Raw genomic sequence first — 15467 nt, 5'->3', positions numbered from 1 at the left:
CCCGGCGTTGAGACTGCGGGCGGGGCGTCGCGCAGCCCGGCGCTGACGGGGTGTGCGCCCACCCGTACCGCCCCAGCGGCACGACTGCCCGCAGCTGTGTCGTGTGAGCGGTGCGGAGCTGTCTGCCTGGGTGGGCGCTGTTCGGCGCTGTTCCTGTGGCACGACTGCCCGTAGCTGGGTCAGTGATGCGGAGCGTTCCGGTGGCCGCGGTCTGTGAGCGCCGCCTGTAGACAGCCACCTCGGCTAAGACGGCAACGGCACCCCCAGCACCGGCAGCAACCGCGACGGGCCCTTGTGCAGCAGCCAGGGCGGGAGTAGCGACAGGGGGTCCAGATAGGTGTCATCTCTCCGCAGGCCCCAGTGCACGCACGCAGCCGTGCAGTGCGACCCATGAGCCTCCACCGTCCCCACCACCTCCCCCGCCTCCACCTCGGCGCCCTTCCGCACCGCCGCCCGTACCGGCTCATACGTCACCCGCAACGGTGGATCCCCCGTCCCCGCCAGTTCCACCGACACGACTCCCTTCCCCGCCACCCGGCCCGCGAAGGACACCCGCCCGGCTGCCACAGCCCGTACCGGCGCCCCGGCCGGGGCCGCCAGGTCCACGCCCCGGTGGCCGCGCCCGTACCGTGTCGCCGGGGGTTCCCAGCCGCGGAGGACCGGGGGGCGTAACCCCACGGGCCACGCTCGGCCGACCGTGGGCACCAACGGGTCCGGGGTCGGTGCGGCGGGCGCGCTCGTGGCGGTCGGGGTCAGTCGTGGGGCCGGTGCCAGCAGGACGGTTGCCGTCAGGATCAGCAGCAACACCAGCCGCCCGCATGTCCTCGCCGTCCTCGCGTATCGCATCTCTCGCATGCCGAAACCGTCCCGCATCCCCGCCGATCATCGCCGGGATCTGTGGACAACTCCCCGGTTGTGGACAGCGGCGTCACCCGGGGCCCCGCGGGTCCCGTACACTTCTTCTGGCGATCCGGGTCACCGGGTCGACTTCGCACGCCCCGATACGACCACCGGAAACGGTCCGTATCAGCGCCTCTCGGTCCTTCGTGGCACGGCGCATGTGGGCGTCAGGCGCGGAAGCCGTCCGGCATCCGCGGCACAACCGAGAACATTCAAGGAGTGCGGCCATGGCCGTCGTCACGATGCGGGAGCTGCTGGAAAGCGGCGTCCACTTCGGTCACCAGACCCGTCGTTGGAACCCGAAGATGAAGCGCTTCATCTTCACGGAGCGCAACGGCATCTACATCATCGACCTGCTCCAGTCGCTGTCGTACATCGACCGCGCCTACGAGTTCGTCAAGGAGACCGTCGCCCACGGCGGCACGGTCATGTTCGTCGGCACGAAGAAGCAGGCGCAGGAGGCCATCGCCGAGCAGGCCACCCGCGTCGGCATGCCTTACGTCAACCAGCGCTGGCTGGGCGGCATGCTCACCAACTTCTCGACCGTCTACAAGCGTCTGCAGCGCCTCAAGGAGCTCGAGCAGATCGACTTCGAGGACGTCGCCGCTTCCGGTCTGACCAAGAAGGAACTTCTCGTGCTCTCGCGCGAGAAGGCCAAGCTGGAGAAGACCCTCGGTGGTATCCGCGAGATGTCCAAGGTGCCCAGCGCCGTCTGGATCGTGGACACCAAGAAGGAGCACATCGCGGTCGGCGAGGCCCGGAAGCTCAACATCCCGGTCGTCGCCATCCTCGACACCAACTGCGACCCCGACGAGGTCGACTACAAGATCCCGGGCAACGACGACGCGATCCGCTCCGTCACCCTGCTCACCCGTGTGATCGCCGACGCCGTCGCCGAGGGCCTCATCGCCCGTTCCGGCGTCGCCACCGGCGACAAGGGTGAGAAGGCCGCGGGCGAGCCGCTCGCCGAGTGGGAGCGCGACCTGCTCGAGGGCGAGAAGAAGGCCGACGAGGCTCCGGCCGCCGCTGAGACCCCGGCTGCCGAGGCTCCGGCCGCTGAGGCCCCCGCCGCTGAGGCTCCGGCCGCTGAGGCTCCGGCTGCCGAGGCCCCCGCCGACGAGGCTCCGGCCGCCGAGGCGCCGGCCGCCGAGGGCGAGCAGGCCTGACACCGTCAGCGTTGACGGCGGGAGCGGTGACATAAAGTCCGCTCCCGCCGTTCACCCGTAGGTCGACGGAAGGTCAGCGGCTCCCGCCTTCATGGGGGCCGTAGACCCCGTAGATCCTTCGATCTTCCAGACTTCGAGAAAGATTCACAGACTCATGGCGAACTACACCGCCGCTGACGTCAAGAAGCTCCGTGAGCTCACCGGCGCCGGCATGATGGACTGCAAGAAGGCGCTGGACGAGGCCGAGGGCAACGTCGAGAAGGCCGTCGAGGCGCTCCGGATCAAGGGCCAGAAGGGCGTCGCCAAGCGCGAGGGCCGCTCCGCCGAGAACGGCGCTGTGGTCTCGATCATCGCTGACGACAACTCCTCCGGTGTCCTCGTCGAGCTGAAGTGCGAGACGGACTTCGTCGCCAAGGGCGAGAAGTTCCAGGCCGTGGCCAACGCCATCGCCGAGCACGTCGCCAAGAGCTCCCCGGCCGACATTGAGGCCCTGCTCGCCTCCGAGATCGAGGCCGGCAAGACCGTCCAGGCGTTCGTGGACGAGGCCAACGCCAACCTCGGCGAGAAGATCGTCCTGGACCGCTTCGCGCAGTTCGCCGACGGCTTCGTGATCGCGTACATGCACCGCACGATGCCCGACCTGCCCCCGCAGATCGGTGTCCTCGTCGAGCTGGACAAGCCGAACGCCGAGGTCGCCAAGGGCGTCGCCCAGCACATCGCCGCCTTCGCGCCGAAGTACCTCTCCAAGGAGGACGTGCCGGCCGAGGTCGTCGAGTCCGAGCGCCGCGTCGCCGAGGAGACCACCCGCGCCGAGGGCAAGCCCGAGGCCGCCCTGCCGAAGATCGTCGAGGGTCGCCTCAACGGCTTCTTCAAGGACGCCACGCTGCTCGGCCAGCCGTACGCGCTCGACAACAAGAAGTCCGTCCAGAAGGTTCTGGACGAGGCCGGTGTCACCCTGAAGCGCTTCTCGCGCATCAAGGTCGGCATCTGAGTCCGTACCGCGATCGACGCCCGACCCCGATAGGGTCGAGGGCAAGTCGTCCGCGGACGCCGTCACCGCGCGCGCGTGACGGACGACAGCAGATCTGACGAGGAGGCCATTGCCGCGCATGGGATGCGAAACACACCCCAACCGGCAATGGCCTTCTTCGTATGTGCACCACGTAACAAAGGCGGGATCTCGATGACCACCAAGGCCCAGAAGAGCGACGACGGCAAAGTACGCGGCCGGTATCTGCTGAAGCTGTCCGGAGAGGCCTTCTCCGGCGGCGGGGGCCTCGGCGTCGACCCCGACGTGGTGCACAAGATCGCCCGCGAGATCGCCGCCGTCGTCCGCGACGGGGCGCAGATCGCGGTCGTCATCGGCGGCGGCAACTTCTTCCGCGGCGCCGAACTCCAGCAGCGCGGCATGGACCGGGCCCGCTCCGACTACATGGGCATGCTCGGCACCGTGATGAACTGCCTCGCCCTCCAGGACTTCCTGGAGAAGGAGGGCATCGACAGCCGGGTCCAGACCGCCATCACCATGGGCCAGGTCGCCGAGCCGTACATCCCGCTGCGCGCCGTACGGCACCTGGAGAAGGGCCGCGTGGTCATCTTCGGCGCCGGTATGGGCATGCCGTACTTCTCCACCGACACCACCGCCGCCCAGCGCGCCCTGGAGATCGACGCCGAGGCGCTGCTGATGGGCAAGAACGGCGTGGACGGGGTCTACGACTCCGACCCGAAGGCCAACCCGGACGCCGTCAAGTTCGACTCTCTCGGCTACGGCGAGGTCATCACCCGCGACCTCAAGGTCGCCGACATGACCGCGATCACGCTGTGCCGGGACAACAAGCTCCCGATCCTCGTCTTCGAGCTCCTGGCGGAGGGCAATATCGCCCGCGCCGTCAAGGGTGAGAAGATCGGCACGCTTGTGGGTGAGCAGGGCAGCCAGGGCTGACGCCCGAGAGCAAACCCGTCCGGGCGACGGACGGGACGGACCCTGACCGGGGGATGGACAATGTCCTGCCGGTCGGGAACCGTGCAGGAAGAAGACGCGACGCAGCCGGCCGCCGCCCCCACGCAGGAACCGCAGCCGGGCCTTTACTCAAGACACGCAGGAGCAAGTGGTGATCGAAGAGACCCTCCTCGAGGCCGAGGAGAAGATGGAGAAGGCCGTCGTGGTCGCCAAGGAGGACTTCGCCGCGATCCGCACCGGCCGTGCGCACCCGGCGATGTTCAACAAGATCGTGGCCGACTACTACGGCGCGCCGACGCCGATCAACCAGCTGGCTTCGTTCTCCGTGCCGGAGCCGCGCATGGCGGTCGTGACCCCGTTCGACAAGACCGCGCTGCGCAACATCGAGCAGGCGATCCGGGACTCCGACCTGGGCGTCAACCCGAGCAACGACGGCAACATCATCCGAGTGGTGTTCCCCGAGCTCACCGAGGAGCGCCGCCGCGACTACATCAAGGTCGCCAAGGGCAAGGCCGAGGACGCTCGTGTGTCCATCCGCTCAGTCCGCCGCAAGGCCAAGGACGCCATCGACAAGCTGATCAAGGACGGCGAGATCGGCGAGGACGAGGGCCGCCGTGCGGAGAAGGAGCTCGACGACACCACGCACAAGTACGTCGCTCAGGTGGACGAGCTCCTCAAGCACAAGGAAGCGGAGCTGCTCGAGGTCTGATGAACGACTCTTCCTGGGGGGCGCCGCCACAAGCCCGGCAAGCCGGGTACTGGGGTGCCGCCGAGCGTGGACCTGTCCAGGGGGCTGCCCCGGCGGGTCCCGCGTACGATGCGCCTGAGGCGCAGCAGACTCGCCCCATGCCCATCGTGCCCGACGTACCCGCGTATGGCGGAGACCAGGATGACGACCGGGGGGCCGCTCGGCTGAGCGGCCCCTTGTTCCGCGACCGGCCGCCGCAGACGCGGCCTTACGACACGCCGCAGGCGCGGCCCTCCGAGGCGGCGCCGCAGAATCCGGAGCCCATGCCCGACGCCTCGCAGCCGGCGCCCCAGCCGCAGAAGAAGAACGCGGGGCGCGACCTGGGTGCGGCCATAGGGGTCGGTATCGGGCTCGGTACGGTGATCATCGCGTCGCTGTTCGTCGTCAAGGCCCTGTTCGTCGGCGTCGTCGCGGTCGCCGTCGTCGTAGGCCTGTGGGAGCTGACCAAGCGGCTCGACGAGCGCAAGGGCATCAAGGCGCCGCTCGTTCCGCTCGCACTCGGCGGTGCGGCCATGGTCGTCGCCGGGTACGTCCGGGGCGCCGAGGGTGCCTGGGTGTCGATGGCGCTGACCGCGTTGGCCGTGCTGGTCTGGCGGATGACGGAGCCACCGGAGGGTTACCTCAAGGACGTCACCGCGGGCGTCTTCGCCGCGTTCTACGTGCCGTTCCTGGCGACGTTCGTCGCGATGATGCTGACCGCCGAGGACGGGGCGTTCCGCGTCCTGACGTTCCTGCTCCTGACGGTCGTCAGCGACACCGGGGCGTACGCCGTCGGCTGGCGCTTCGGCAAGCACAAGCTCGCCCCGCGCATCAGCCCCGGCAAGACCCGCGAGGGCCTGCTCGGCGCGGTGAGCTTCGCGATGGTGGCGGGCGCACTGTGCATGGAGTTCCTGATCGACGACGGATCCTGGTGGCAGGGCCTGCTGCTGGGCCTCGCGGTCGCGGCCAGCGCCACGCTCGGTGACCTCGGCGAGTCGATGATCAAGCGGGACCTGGGCATCAAGGACATGGGCACGCTGCTGCCGGGGCATGGCGGGATCATGGACCGGCTGGACTCGTTGCTGCCTACGGCGCCGGTGGTGTGGTTGCTGCTGGTGCTCTTCGTGGGGTCGGGCTGACGAAGCCGTGACCGGAAGCCCTCGCTCTATTCGGGCGGGGGCTTCTTGCGATGGTGCCGTGGGTCCGCAGGTGGGACGATTCCGGTGTACGTCATCGAAGGCACCCAAAGGGGGTCATCATGACCGCCATCCGAGAAGTCATCGACATAGACCGGTCCCCGGACGAGGTCTACGCGTATGTCACGGACCCCTCCCACCTACCGGAATGGCAGTTGAGCGCCGTCTCCGCGGACCTGCTCGACGAGGGGCCCACGCACCCCGGCTCCCGGGTCCGGGTCACCCGGCGCATCGGCAGTCGCGAGATCCCGATGACCGTGGAGTTCACCGAACTCGACCCACCGCACAGCTGGGATCTGCACGGGATCGAGGGCCCCATCAGGCCACGGGCTCACGGTGAGATCGAGCCGCTCGACGACGGCCGCCGTTCCCGCGTGACGATCGACATCGACTTCGAAGGGCATGGCCTCGGCAAGCTCCTGGTGCCCCTCGTCGTCCGCCCTCAGGTCCGCAAGGAGCTGCCGCGTGACGAGCAACTGCTGAAGGACAGGCTGGAGCGCACGACCGACTGACGCGTTTCCGGTGGCTGGAACTCGACCACAGGTCCTAGCTGCCGTGACGACGACGAATCGGAGCACCACCGCCGCTGGTCAGCAACTGCACATGCGCTGACAATTCATCGCGCTGGCACGGGCGCGTAGTAGGTTCACCCGCCATGGCCTGCATGAGTTCACGCGCCTGATCGCGGTACGGGGCGCCGAGTTCGCTGAGAGCTGCCGCTGCCGCGTACCGATCGTCGAACGGGTTTGTTCTGTCGGTCACCAGCTCCCGCAAAACCTCAGCAACGTGAGACAGATATTCGCTGTCGAAGTCCAGTAGCGACTCCGCCGCGTGAATGCGTGTCCCAGCGTCGGCGTGCGGCGAATTCATGATCTCGAACGTGTGCTGGGTCGCGTGAGCCGCCCACTCAGGAGCCATGGTCTGAAGGGTGTCGATGAGGGCCATGCGGTCCACGACGGACTCGAGTCCCAGGTGGCATACCAGCGAGCAGAACAGGTAGGTGTCATCACCTGAATCCGGTGGGCGGCTACAGCCGAGCGTACTGAGCAGGGACCGGATGACCGGCTGCTCGCGGATGTCCAGCGGCTCGTCGGCGACCGGGTAGGGGGCGACCGGCTCCGTGCGGGCGAGGAATTGCGCGACGGGAAATCGCTCCGCGAGGTATGCGCGGGCCAGGGGATTCGGTATCTGACGGGCTGTGCGCCGGCTCGCCGCGGGCAGCCGAGGCAGGACGGACAGGAACGTCTCCAGCTGAGCGGGCGTGTAGGGGCTGCCCTCTGCCATGAGGACACCCGCGACATGTTGATGCCCTGCGCTGCCCTCCAGCAGCCAGGTCAGCAACGCCTCCGCTGCCAGGGGGTGCCGTTGGGCGTAGTGAACGAGTGCGGCGCGGTGGTCGCGGCCCTTGCGTCCGGTGAGGCGTGCGGCCTCGAATGTGAACGCCTGCCATTCCACGGAGCTTCCGTCGAAACTGTCGGGAAGGTCCATGGCGCGCGCCTCCGCCGCAAGGAATTCGGCGAAGCTCGTATGCAGGAACCGGATCGATCCCTCGCCGGACGCGAGGAGCCCACTCGATATCAGCAGGGTCGCGACGTATTCACCCCACCCGGGAATGCCCGTCTGTGCGCGGGGGCCGACTTTCGGGCGCAGCCACTCCAGCGCGACCGTCAAGAGGTCGAACGAGGCCCGCTGATCGGATTCCTCGGAGCGGCCCGCCGGTTCTGAAAGGTGCCGGACCGCTTCAGTGGCGACATGACGCAAGACATCGTCGAGGTTCTCCTGGAGAAACCGGATGGCTTCCAGGGCCCATGAGGCACTGCCCGCGTGCGTACGCAGCTGGCTGAAGACGCCTTCACGCTGGGTGGCCTTCGCATTCGTCAGATAGGTGCGGTACTGGTCGAAGAGAGCGTACTGATTGTTCGGCAGCCTCTGTTCGGGCCACGCTTCGAACACGGCGGCGGCCACCGCCGCCAGCAACGGGACGGCCACCAGGTCGCGCAGTTCCGGGGTGTCGACCTGCTGAAGGAACTCCCGGGCCTGACGACGCCCGGGAACATGGGTCCCGAACCAGCGCTCGGCGAACGTCTCCAGCTGTGAGCGATCGAACGGGACCATGGTGAAGACGAGGAAGCCGCTCTCGATGAAGCGGTCCCGTTCCACCGGATGCAGTGGACGGCACGATGCGATGATCCTGATACGGCCGACCCGGCCTGCCTCGCTTCTGGCGATGGTGGTGAGGTGGAGCGCCAGTCGGTTACGTGCCTCCATGGGGATCTCGTCGAACCCGTCCACCAGGAGCAGCCAGGAGTAGTCCTCCGGGACCAGTGCTTCCGTGGCGTCATCGAATCGCCGCTCATCGTGCTCAGTCCCGGCGAAGACGAGCCGGGACAACGCGCGGTCCACGCCGCCCGGGCCGGCGGTCAGTTGCTCGGCGGTCGCCCAGACCGGGACACAGGCGTTCTGCGCGAGCGTCGCGTCGAGGAGTTCGGCGGACAGACGCCCGGCAAGTCGGGCGAGCAAGGTCGACTTCCCGCTGCCCGGACCGGACTCCAGGAGGAGACGGCAGCCGTCGGGATCCTCGAGGATGTCCTCGATGTGCCCTCGCTTCGGTTCTGCCCCCGGTTCATCGGCAGAGCGGGATTCGTCCAGCAGTTGCTGAACGTGTACGGCCGACAGCGGTCGTCGCGCGCCCGTGCCACTGTGAACGACATAGGGCCACGCCTCTCCTCGCTCCCTCTGTTCCATCAGCAGCGGGAGCAGGAAAGAGGGAACCGGCGACGACGAAGCCCGGACGGCATGCCGGACGGGCTGGGCCGATTCGAGAAGTTCGTTGAGATACCGACGGCTGGGCTGCTCCCCGGCCCAGCGCGACCAGAGCTGTACCAGGGCCCATAGTTTCGGCTCATTGCTCAAGGTGGGTGCCTGGCGGCTTCGCGGCTCGTCCGTCAGCCAGTTACTCAGCCGGCGAGCATCCAGCTCGACCTGGAACTCCTTGCTGAGGATCTTCGCGGTCTCGCGACGGGAGTACGGCATCCTGTGCCGAAGCCGATTCGCCTTGGCCCTGCGTTCCAGGTCGCGCAGGTACTCGTGGAGCGCGTGGTCCGGATACTCCACGTCCCCCCGTCCCCCCTTGACGACCCTTCCGCTGCCCGCTGCGGGCACCGCCGGGCAACCCCTGACCTGCAGGGTAAGAGCGCGACCGCCCGGTCCGCCCGCACTTCCCCAGGATTCGGTCCACCAGCGCGCACCGTCTGGAGGCGAAACGTACGCCGCCACCAGGGAGGAACCATGAGGCGCGACAAACGCCCCACCATCAAGCGCCTGTATCGAGCCGCGCTGTTCGCAGCGGTCCGCGGAGCAGCCGCCGCAGCCGGGTCGTCCATGGTGGCCATCGCGGTGTGGGCATTCCAACGCTGACAGGTGTGCACTGACGATGACCGGCGCAGATGCCCTTGGCGCCGGTCGGGGGCGGCCGTACGACCGCAGGTCACCGGAATTGATCTGCGACACTGGTACAGCCATGCCTAAGCCCGGAGAACTCACTTTCGTCGCCCCGCGCGGAGCCAAGAAGCCGCCGCGGCATCTTGCCGACCTCACGCCCGGTGAGCGCAAGGACGCCGTCGCTGCTATCGGCGAGAAGCCGTTTCGTGCCAAGCAGCTCTCGCAGCACTACTTCGCGCGGTACGCGCACGACCCGGAGCAGTGGACCGACATCCCCGCCGGTTCGCGCGCCAAGCTGCGGGAGGAGCTGTTTCCCGAGCTGATGACCGTCGTACGGCATCTGTCGACCGACCAGGGCGACACGCGCAAGACGCTGTGGCGGCTGTTCGACGGGACGCTCGTCGAGTCGGTGCTGATGCGGTACCCGGACCGGGTCACCATGTGCATCAGTTCGCAGGCGGGGTGCGGGATGAACTGCCCGTTCTGTGCGACCGGGCAGGCGGGGCTGGACCGGAATCTGTCCACCGCCGAGATCGTGCATCAGATCGTGGACGGGATGCGGGCGCTCAGGGACGGAGAGGTTCCGGGGGGACCTGCGCGGCTTTCCAACATCGTCTTCATGGGGATGGGCGAGCCGCTCGCCAACTACAACCGGGTCGTGGGCGCCATCCGGCGGCTCACCGATCCCGAGCCCGACGGGCTGGGGCTGTCCCAGCGAGGGATCACCGTCTCGACGGTCGGGCTCGTGCCGGCCATCCACCGGTTCGCCGACGAGGGCTTCAAGTGCCGGCTCGCGATCTCGCTGCACGCGCCCGACGACGAGCTGCGCGACACCCTGGTACCGGTCAATACGCGGTGGAAGGTGCGCGAGGTGCTCGACGCCGGGTTCGAGTACGTCGAGAAGTCGGGCCGTCGGCTGTCCATCGAGTACGCCCTCATCCGGGACATCAACGACCAGGCCTGGCGTGGTGACCGGCTCGGGCGGCTGCTCAAGGGCAAGCCGGTGCATGTGAACCTGATCCCGCTGAACCCGACACCCGGGTCGAAGTGGACCGCTTCCCGGCCCGAGGACGAGAAGGCGTTCGTCGAGGCCATCGCCGCCCATGGTGTGCCGGTGACCATCCGGGACACCCGTGGGCAGGAGATCGACGGGGCGTGTGGGCAGCTCGCGGCGACCGAGCGGTAGTCTGACCACCGTAAGACCGCCGTAAGTACATCTTCATATTCCGACAGGGGAGCGCCACAGCGCTGAGAGTGCGGCACCGGCCGCAGACCCTCCGAACCTGGCCCAGGTCATTCTGGGTAGGGAGATCGGTCACCACTCGAGCTGTTGCGCCCTGCCCGGAGCCTTTCGGAGGTTCCGGGCAGGGCCGCGTCTCTTCCTGGTCCACCCCAGGAGGAATTCAGTGAGCATCACCAAGAAGGCCACGGTTCTCGCCGTCGGGTTCGGTCTCGTCGCGCTGCCCGCGTTGGCCGCGTGCGGGTCGTCCGACACCGACGGCGACAGCGGTAGCGGGGGCGGTTCCAAGACCGTCACGCTCGTCAGCCACAACTCGTGGGCCGTCTCCAAGAGCGTCCTCGCCGCCTTCGAGAAGCAGTCCGGCTACAAGGTCAAGGTCCTGGAGGACGGCGACGCCGGGCAGGCCGTCAACAAGGCGATCCTCACCAAGGACAACCCGCAGGGCGACGTCTTCTTCGGCGTCGACAACACCCTGCTGTCGCGGGCGCTCGACAACGGGCTGTTCCAGTCGTACGAGCCGAAGGGCTCCGACCTGATCCTGCCCGAGTACCGGGCCGACCAGGACCAGCACCGGGTCACGCCCATCGACACCGGCGACATCTGCGTCAACTACGACAAGGCCTACTTCAGCGAGCACAAGCTGACCCCGCCGACGTCGTACGACGACCTGATCAAGCCCGAGTACAAGAACCTCCTCGTCACCGAGAACGCCTCCACCTCCTCGCCCGGCCTCGGCTTCCTGCTCGGCACCGCCGCGAAGTACGGCGACGACGGCTGGCAGGACTACTGGAAGAAGCTGAAGGCCAACGGCGTCAAGGTCGTCGACGGCTGGGAGCAGGCCTACAACGAGGAGTTCTCCGGGTCCGCCGGCGGCAAGAAGGCCAAGGCCGACCGGCCGCTCGTCGTGTCGTACGCCTCCTCGCCGCCCGCCGAGGTGATCTACGCCGACCCGAAACCGACGACCGCGCCCACCGGTGTCGCGACCGGCACCTGCTTCCGCCAGGTCGAGTACGCGGGCCTGCTGAGCAACGCCGAGAACGCCGCGGGCGGCAAGGCGCTCCTCGACTTCATGCTCACCAAGACGTTCCAGGACGACATGCCGCTCAACATGTTCGTCTACCCGGTCCGGGAGGCCGCGCAGGTGCCGCCGGAGTTCACGAAGTACGGCCCCCAGGCCAAGAACCCCGAGACCATGGACCCGGCGAAGATCGCCGACAACCGTGACGACTGGGTCAAGTCGTGGACCTCGCTCGTACTGAAGTAAAGGCACCCCGTAAGAGGGTCATGCGGAGCGCGGCGGTGCGGCTCGGCCTCGTCGCCGTGCCCGTCGCGTTCTTCGCGGCCTTCTTCGCCTGGCCCGTCGCCGCGATCGTCGCGCGCGGGCTGAAGGCCGACGGCGTCTGGCAGTTCGCGCGCCTCACGGACGTGCTCGGGGAGTCCGACATCCGGCACGTCCTGTGGTTCACCACCTGGCAGGCGCTCGCCTCCACCGCGCTCACCCTGCTGATCGCGCTGCCGGGCGCCTACGTCTTCGCCCGCTTCGACTTCCCCGGCAAACAGATCCTGCGGGCCGTGGTGACCGTCCCCTTCGTGCTGCCGACGGTCGTCGTCGGTACGGCGTTCCTCGCGCTCGTCGGCCGCGGCGGACTCCTCGACGAGCTGTGGGGCGTACGCCTCGACACCACCGTGTGGGCCATCCTGCTCGCGCACGTCTTCTTCAACTACGCCGTCGTCGTACGGACGGTCGGCGGGCTCTGGGCGCAGCTGGACCCGCGGCAGGAGGAGGCCGCGCGGATGCTCGGCGCGTCCCGCTTCACCGCCTGGCGGACCGTCACCCTCCCGGCCCTCGCGCCCGCCGTGGCCGCCGCCGCGCTCATGGTCTTCCTGTTCACCTTCACCTCCTTCGGCGTCGTCCAGATCCTCGGCGGCCCGACCTTCTCGACGCTCGAAGTGGAGATCTACCGGCAGACGTCCGAGATCTTCGACCTGTCCACGGCCGCCGTCCTGACGATCATCCAGTTCCTGGCCGTCGGCGCGATCCTCGCCGTGCACGCCTGGACGGTACGGCGCCGCGAGAGCGCCCTGCGCCTGGTGGACGCGTCGGTGACCGCGCGGCGGCCGCGCGGGGCAGGGCAGTGGGCGCTGCTGGCCGGTGTCCTGGCCGTCATCGTCGTACTCCTGCTGCTGCCGCTGGCCGTCCTCGTGGAGCGGTCGCTGGACGCGCCGGACTTCGGCTACTACCGGGCGCTGGCCAGCGCCGACGGCGGGGTCTTCCTCGTCGCGCCGATCGAGGCGATCGGCAATTCGCTGCAGTACGCCGTCGTCGCCACGCTCATCGCCGTGCTCATCGGCGGGCTGGCCGCGGCGGCGTTGACCCGACGGGACGCGGGCCGGTTCGTGCGGGGCTTCGACGCGCTGTTGATGCTGCCGCTCGGGGTGTCCGCGGTGACGGTCGGGTTCGGGTTCCTGATCGCCCTGGACGAACCGCCGCTGGATCTGAGAAGCACGTGGATCCTCGTGCCGCTGGCCCAGGCGCTGGTCGGGGTGCCCTTCGTCGTACGGACCATGCTGCCCGTGCTGCGGGCCGTGGACCAGCGGCTGCGCGAGGCGGCCTCGGTGCTGGGGGCGTCGCCGTGGCGGGTCTGGCGTGAGGTGGACCTGCCGTTGGTGCGGCGGGCGCTGCTGATCGCGGCCGGGTTCGCCTTCGCGGTGTCGCTCGGGGAGTTCGGCGCGACCGTGTTCATCGCCCGGCCCGACAATCCGACGCTGCCGGTCGCCGTGGCGCGGCTGCTGGGGCGGGCCGGCGAGCTCAACTACGGCCAGGCGATGGCCCTTTCGACGGTACTGATGATGGTGTGCGCGGTGGCGCTGCTGGTGCTGGAGCGGCTCCGTACGGATCGGACGGGGGAGTTCTGAATGACGTCGAGTCCGCAGGGTCTGCTGAGTCTGCTCAGTCTTCGAGGCGCGACCGTACGGTTCGGTGGACGGCCCGTGCTGGACGGCGTCGATCTAGATGTCGCCGAGCACGAGATCGTGTGCGTGCTCGGGCCGAGCGGCAGCGGCAAGTCGACGCTGCTGCGGGTGGTGGCCGGGCTGCAACTCCTCGATGGCGGGCGGGTGTTGCTCGACGGGCGGGATCAGGCCGGGGTGCCCGCGCACAAGCGGGGCGTCGGGCTGATGTTCCAGGACCATCAGCTGTTCCCGCAGCGGGACGTCGGCGGCAACGTGGCCTTCGGGGCGCGGATGCACGGTGCCTCGAAGGGTGAACAGGCCGAGCGCGTACGGGAGTTGCTCGACCTGGTCGGACTGCCGGGGGCCGCCCGCCGTGCCGTCGCCTCCCTCTCCGGCGGGGAACAGCAGCGGGTTGCGCTGGCCCGTGCGCTCGCGCCGCGGCCTCGGCTGCTGATGCTGGACGAGCCGCTGGGCCAGCTCGACCGGTCCCTGAGGGAGCGGCTTGTCGTCGAACTCCGGGAACTGTTCGGGCGGTTGGGCACCACCGTGCTGGCCGTGACGCACGACCAGGGCGAGGCCTTCGCGCTCGCCGACCGGGTCGTGGTGATGCGGGACGGGCGGATCGCCCAGACCGGCACGCCGTTGGACGTGTGGCAGCGTCCGGTGGACGAGTTCGTGGCGCGCTTCCTCGGGTTCGACAACGTGGTCGAGGGCACGGTCGCCGGGGAGGCCGCGGACACGCCCTGGGGGAAGCTCCCGGTCGGCGAGGGCGCCGCGCAGGGGGCGCGGACGCTGCTCGTACGCCCGGCCGGCGTACGGCTCGTGGCCGCCGACGCGGCGCTGCGCTGCACGGTCGCGGCACGCACGTTCAAGGGCACGCATGTCGCCGTGCACCTCCAGCCGGAGGACGCGCCGCGCCTCGAAGCGGCGTGTGCGCTGCGGGACGCGCCCGAGGTCGGGGACACGGTCGGGGTGGAGTTCGACGCGGCGGAAATTGTGCTGCTGGGCTGATCGCCCGGCACCTAAGGTGCGGGGCATGACGCCACTCCCGCACAATCGCTACTGCGACGAAATCGCCCACCAAGTCGGCCTGTTGAGGGCCGTGGTGACCTCCGGCGCCGATCTGTCGGCCACCGTGCCGACCTGCCCGGACTGGTCGCTGGAAGAGCTCGTACGGCACATCGGCGGCGCCCTGCGCTGGGTGGAGCTGACGGTACGGACGCGAGCCGAGGAGGAGGTCCCGGAGGAGCGGGTGCCCGGCTTCGAGGGCCCGGAGGGCGAGGGGGACGCCGTCGCGCTGGACGCCTGGCTGGCGGAGACCGGCGAGATGCTCGTCGGCACGCTGCGGGAGGCCGGGCCGGACGCCAAGGTGTGGGGATGGGCGGGGATCCTCAACGCCGGGTTCTGGGCCCGCCGTATGACGCACGAGATCACCGTCCACCGTGCGGACGCGACCCTCGCCGCCGGACTGCCCTACGAGGTCGCGCCGGACGTGGCCGCCGACGCGATCGACGAGTGGCTGGAGATCGTGGAGTGGGCCCAGCGGACGCTGCCGGACGACCCGGCGCGGGAGCTGCGCCGGCCGGGGAGCAGCATCCATCTGCACGCCACCGACAACACCCCGGAGGTAGGCGCGGAGTGGATTATCGACCTCGGCGAGGACGTCGTCGCCTGGCGGCGCGGCCATGAGAAGGCGACCGTCGCGCTCCGGGGGCCACTCACCGCCGTACTGCTTGCCTTCTACCGTCGACTGCCGCTGGACAGCGCGGAGTTGGAGGTTCTGGGCGAGCGCGAGCTGCTGGAGTTCTGGCTGGAAAGGGCGACGTTCGGCTGACAGACGAATGGCCCGCCCCCGCGACACGGCGAATTCCAGGGGACGGGCCAC

Annotated in this window: 14 protein-coding genes and 1 riboswitch; of the genes, 12 read left to right on the top strand and 2 right to left on the bottom strand. The window is 69.0% G+C overall.

The genetic code is table 11. The features are described 5' to 3' along the window. Window positions 1-243 precede the first annotated feature (243 nt). Complete coding sequence (locus QQM39_RS11465) at window positions 244-855, bottom strand: M23 family metallopeptidase (RefSeq protein WP_301996598.1); 612 nt, start codon at window positions 853-855, stop codon at window positions 244-246. A 272-nt stretch (window positions 856-1127) separates the two neighbouring features. On the opposite strand from QQM39_RS11465, the gene rpsB reads away from it, so the two are divergent. From rpsB to QQM39_RS11435, 6 genes are all read left to right on the top strand, one after another. Further along, complete coding sequence (gene rpsB / locus QQM39_RS11460; RefSeq protein ID WP_301996597.1) at window positions 1128-2066, top strand: 30S ribosomal protein S2; 939 nt, start codon at window positions 1128-1130, stop codon at window positions 2064-2066. 154 nt (window positions 2067-2220) lie between these two features. Continuing rightward, complete coding sequence (gene tsf / locus QQM39_RS11455; RefSeq protein ID WP_301996596.1) at window positions 2221-3057, top strand: translation elongation factor Ts; 837 nt, start codon at window positions 2221-2223, stop codon at window positions 3055-3057. A gap of 192 nt (window positions 3058-3249) precedes the next feature. Continuing rightward, the gene (pyrH, locus tag QQM39_RS11450) at window positions 3250-4008 is read left to right on the top strand and encodes a UMP kinase (RefSeq protein WP_301996595.1); all 759 of its coding nucleotides are present in this window, start codon (window positions 3250-3252) and stop codon (window positions 4006-4008) included. 169 nt (window positions 4009-4177) lie between these two features. Next, on the top strand, window positions 4178-4735 hold the full coding sequence (gene frr / locus QQM39_RS11445; protein WP_062709224.1) for a ribosome recycling factor: 558 nt from the start codon (window positions 4178-4180) through the stop codon (window positions 4733-4735). Further along, window positions 4735-5892: a phosphatidate cytidylyltransferase gene (locus QQM39_RS11440; protein WP_301996594.1), complete on the top strand. Its 1158-nt coding sequence runs from the start codon at window positions 4735-4737 to the stop codon at window positions 5890-5892. The genes frr and QQM39_RS11440 overlap by 1 nt, the downstream gene beginning before the upstream one ends. A gap of 119 nt (window positions 5893-6011) precedes the next feature. Then, on the top strand, window positions 6012-6461 hold the full coding sequence (locus QQM39_RS11435; protein ID WP_301996593.1) for an SRPBCC family protein: 450 nt from the start codon (window positions 6012-6014) through the stop codon (window positions 6459-6461). Between the two features lie 34 nt (window positions 6462-6495). On the opposite strand, the gene QQM39_RS11430 is transcribed toward QQM39_RS11435, so the two are convergent. Continuing rightward, window positions 6496-9063, bottom strand: a complete 2568-nt coding sequence (locus QQM39_RS11430; protein WP_301996592.1) for an NACHT domain-containing NTPase — start codon at window positions 9061-9063, stop codon at window positions 6496-6498. Between the two features lie 174 nt (window positions 9064-9237). Between QQM39_RS11430 and QQM39_RS11425 the strand changes: the two genes are divergently transcribed. From QQM39_RS11425 to QQM39_RS11400, 6 genes are all read left to right on the top strand, one after another. Then, on the top strand, window positions 9238-9366 hold the full coding sequence (locus tag QQM39_RS11425) for a hypothetical protein (protein ID WP_301996591.1): 129 nt from the start codon (window positions 9238-9240) through the stop codon (window positions 9364-9366). Window positions 9367-9469: 103 nt separating this feature from the next. Then, window positions 9470-10576, top strand: coding sequence for a 23S rRNA (adenine(2503)-C(2))-methyltransferase RlmN (gene rlmN, locus QQM39_RS11420; protein ID WP_301996590.1), 1107 nt, complete (start codon window positions 9470-9472; stop codon window positions 10574-10576). A 35-nt stretch (window positions 10577-10611) separates the two neighbouring features. After that, a riboswitch (TPP riboswitch) is annotated at window positions 10612-10717 on the top strand. A 79-nt stretch (window positions 10718-10796) separates the two neighbouring features. After that, complete coding sequence (locus QQM39_RS11415) at window positions 10797-11894, top strand: thiamine ABC transporter substrate binding subunit (protein WP_301996589.1); 1098 nt, start codon at window positions 10797-10799, stop codon at window positions 11892-11894. A 20-nt stretch (window positions 11895-11914) separates the two neighbouring features. Next, window positions 11915-13546 (top strand): iron ABC transporter permease, encoded by a 1632-nt coding sequence (locus QQM39_RS11410; RefSeq protein ID WP_301996588.1) that lies wholly within the window; start codon window positions 11915-11917, stop codon window positions 13544-13546. Next, on the top strand, window positions 13547-14593 hold the full coding sequence (locus QQM39_RS11405; protein WP_301996587.1) for an ABC transporter ATP-binding protein: 1047 nt from the start codon (window positions 13547-13549) through the stop codon (window positions 14591-14593). It begins immediately after the preceding gene. A gap of 25 nt (window positions 14594-14618) precedes the next feature. Beyond that, window positions 14619-15416 (top strand): maleylpyruvate isomerase family mycothiol-dependent enzyme, encoded by a 798-nt coding sequence (locus QQM39_RS11400; protein ID WP_301996586.1) that lies wholly within the window; start codon window positions 14619-14621, stop codon window positions 15414-15416. Window positions 15417-15467 lie beyond the last annotated feature (51 nt).

Origin of the sequence: Streptomyces sp. DT2A-34, assembly GCF_030499515.1 — a bacterium.
Classification (GTDB): domain Bacteria; phylum Actinomycetota; class Actinomycetes; order Streptomycetales; family Streptomycetaceae; genus Streptomyces.
Note: the sequence above shows the minus strand (reverse complement) of the source record. Positions and strands in the feature narration are given on the sequence as shown.

Coding starts and splice junctions, on each gene's coding strand:
- QQM39_RS11405 (WP_301996587.1), top strand. CDS start 13,547: ATGACGTCGAGTCCGCAGGGTCTGCTGAGTCTGCTCAGTCTTCGAGGC.
- QQM39_RS11465 (WP_301996598.1), bottom strand. CDS start 855: ATGCGAGAGATGCGATACGCGAGGACGGCGAGGACATGCGGGCGGCTG.
- rpsB (WP_301996597.1), top strand. CDS start 1,128: ATGGCCGTCGTCACGATGCGGGAGCTGCTGGAAAGCGGCGTCCACTTC.
- QQM39_RS11400 (WP_301996586.1), top strand. CDS start 14,619: ATGACGCCACTCCCGCACAATCGCTACTGCGACGAAATCGCCCACCAA.
- tsf (WP_301996596.1), top strand. CDS start 2,221: ATGGCGAACTACACCGCCGCTGACGTCAAGAAGCTCCGTGAGCTCACC.
- QQM39_RS11410 (WP_301996588.1), top strand. CDS start 11,915: ATGCGGAGCGCGGCGGTGCGGCTCGGCCTCGTCGCCGTGCCCGTCGCG.
- pyrH (WP_301996595.1), top strand. CDS start 3,250: ATGACCACCAAGGCCCAGAAGAGCGACGACGGCAAAGTACGCGGCCGG.
- rlmN (WP_301996590.1), top strand. CDS start 9,470: ATGCCTAAGCCCGGAGAACTCACTTTCGTCGCCCCGCGCGGAGCCAAG.
- QQM39_RS11435 (WP_301996593.1), top strand. CDS start 6,012: ATGACCGCCATCCGAGAAGTCATCGACATAGACCGGTCCCCGGACGAG.
- QQM39_RS11440 (WP_301996594.1), top strand. CDS start 4,735: ATGAACGACTCTTCCTGGGGGGCGCCGCCACAAGCCCGGCAAGCCGGG.
- QQM39_RS11425 (WP_301996591.1), top strand. CDS start 9,238: ATGAGGCGCGACAAACGCCCCACCATCAAGCGCCTGTATCGAGCCGCG.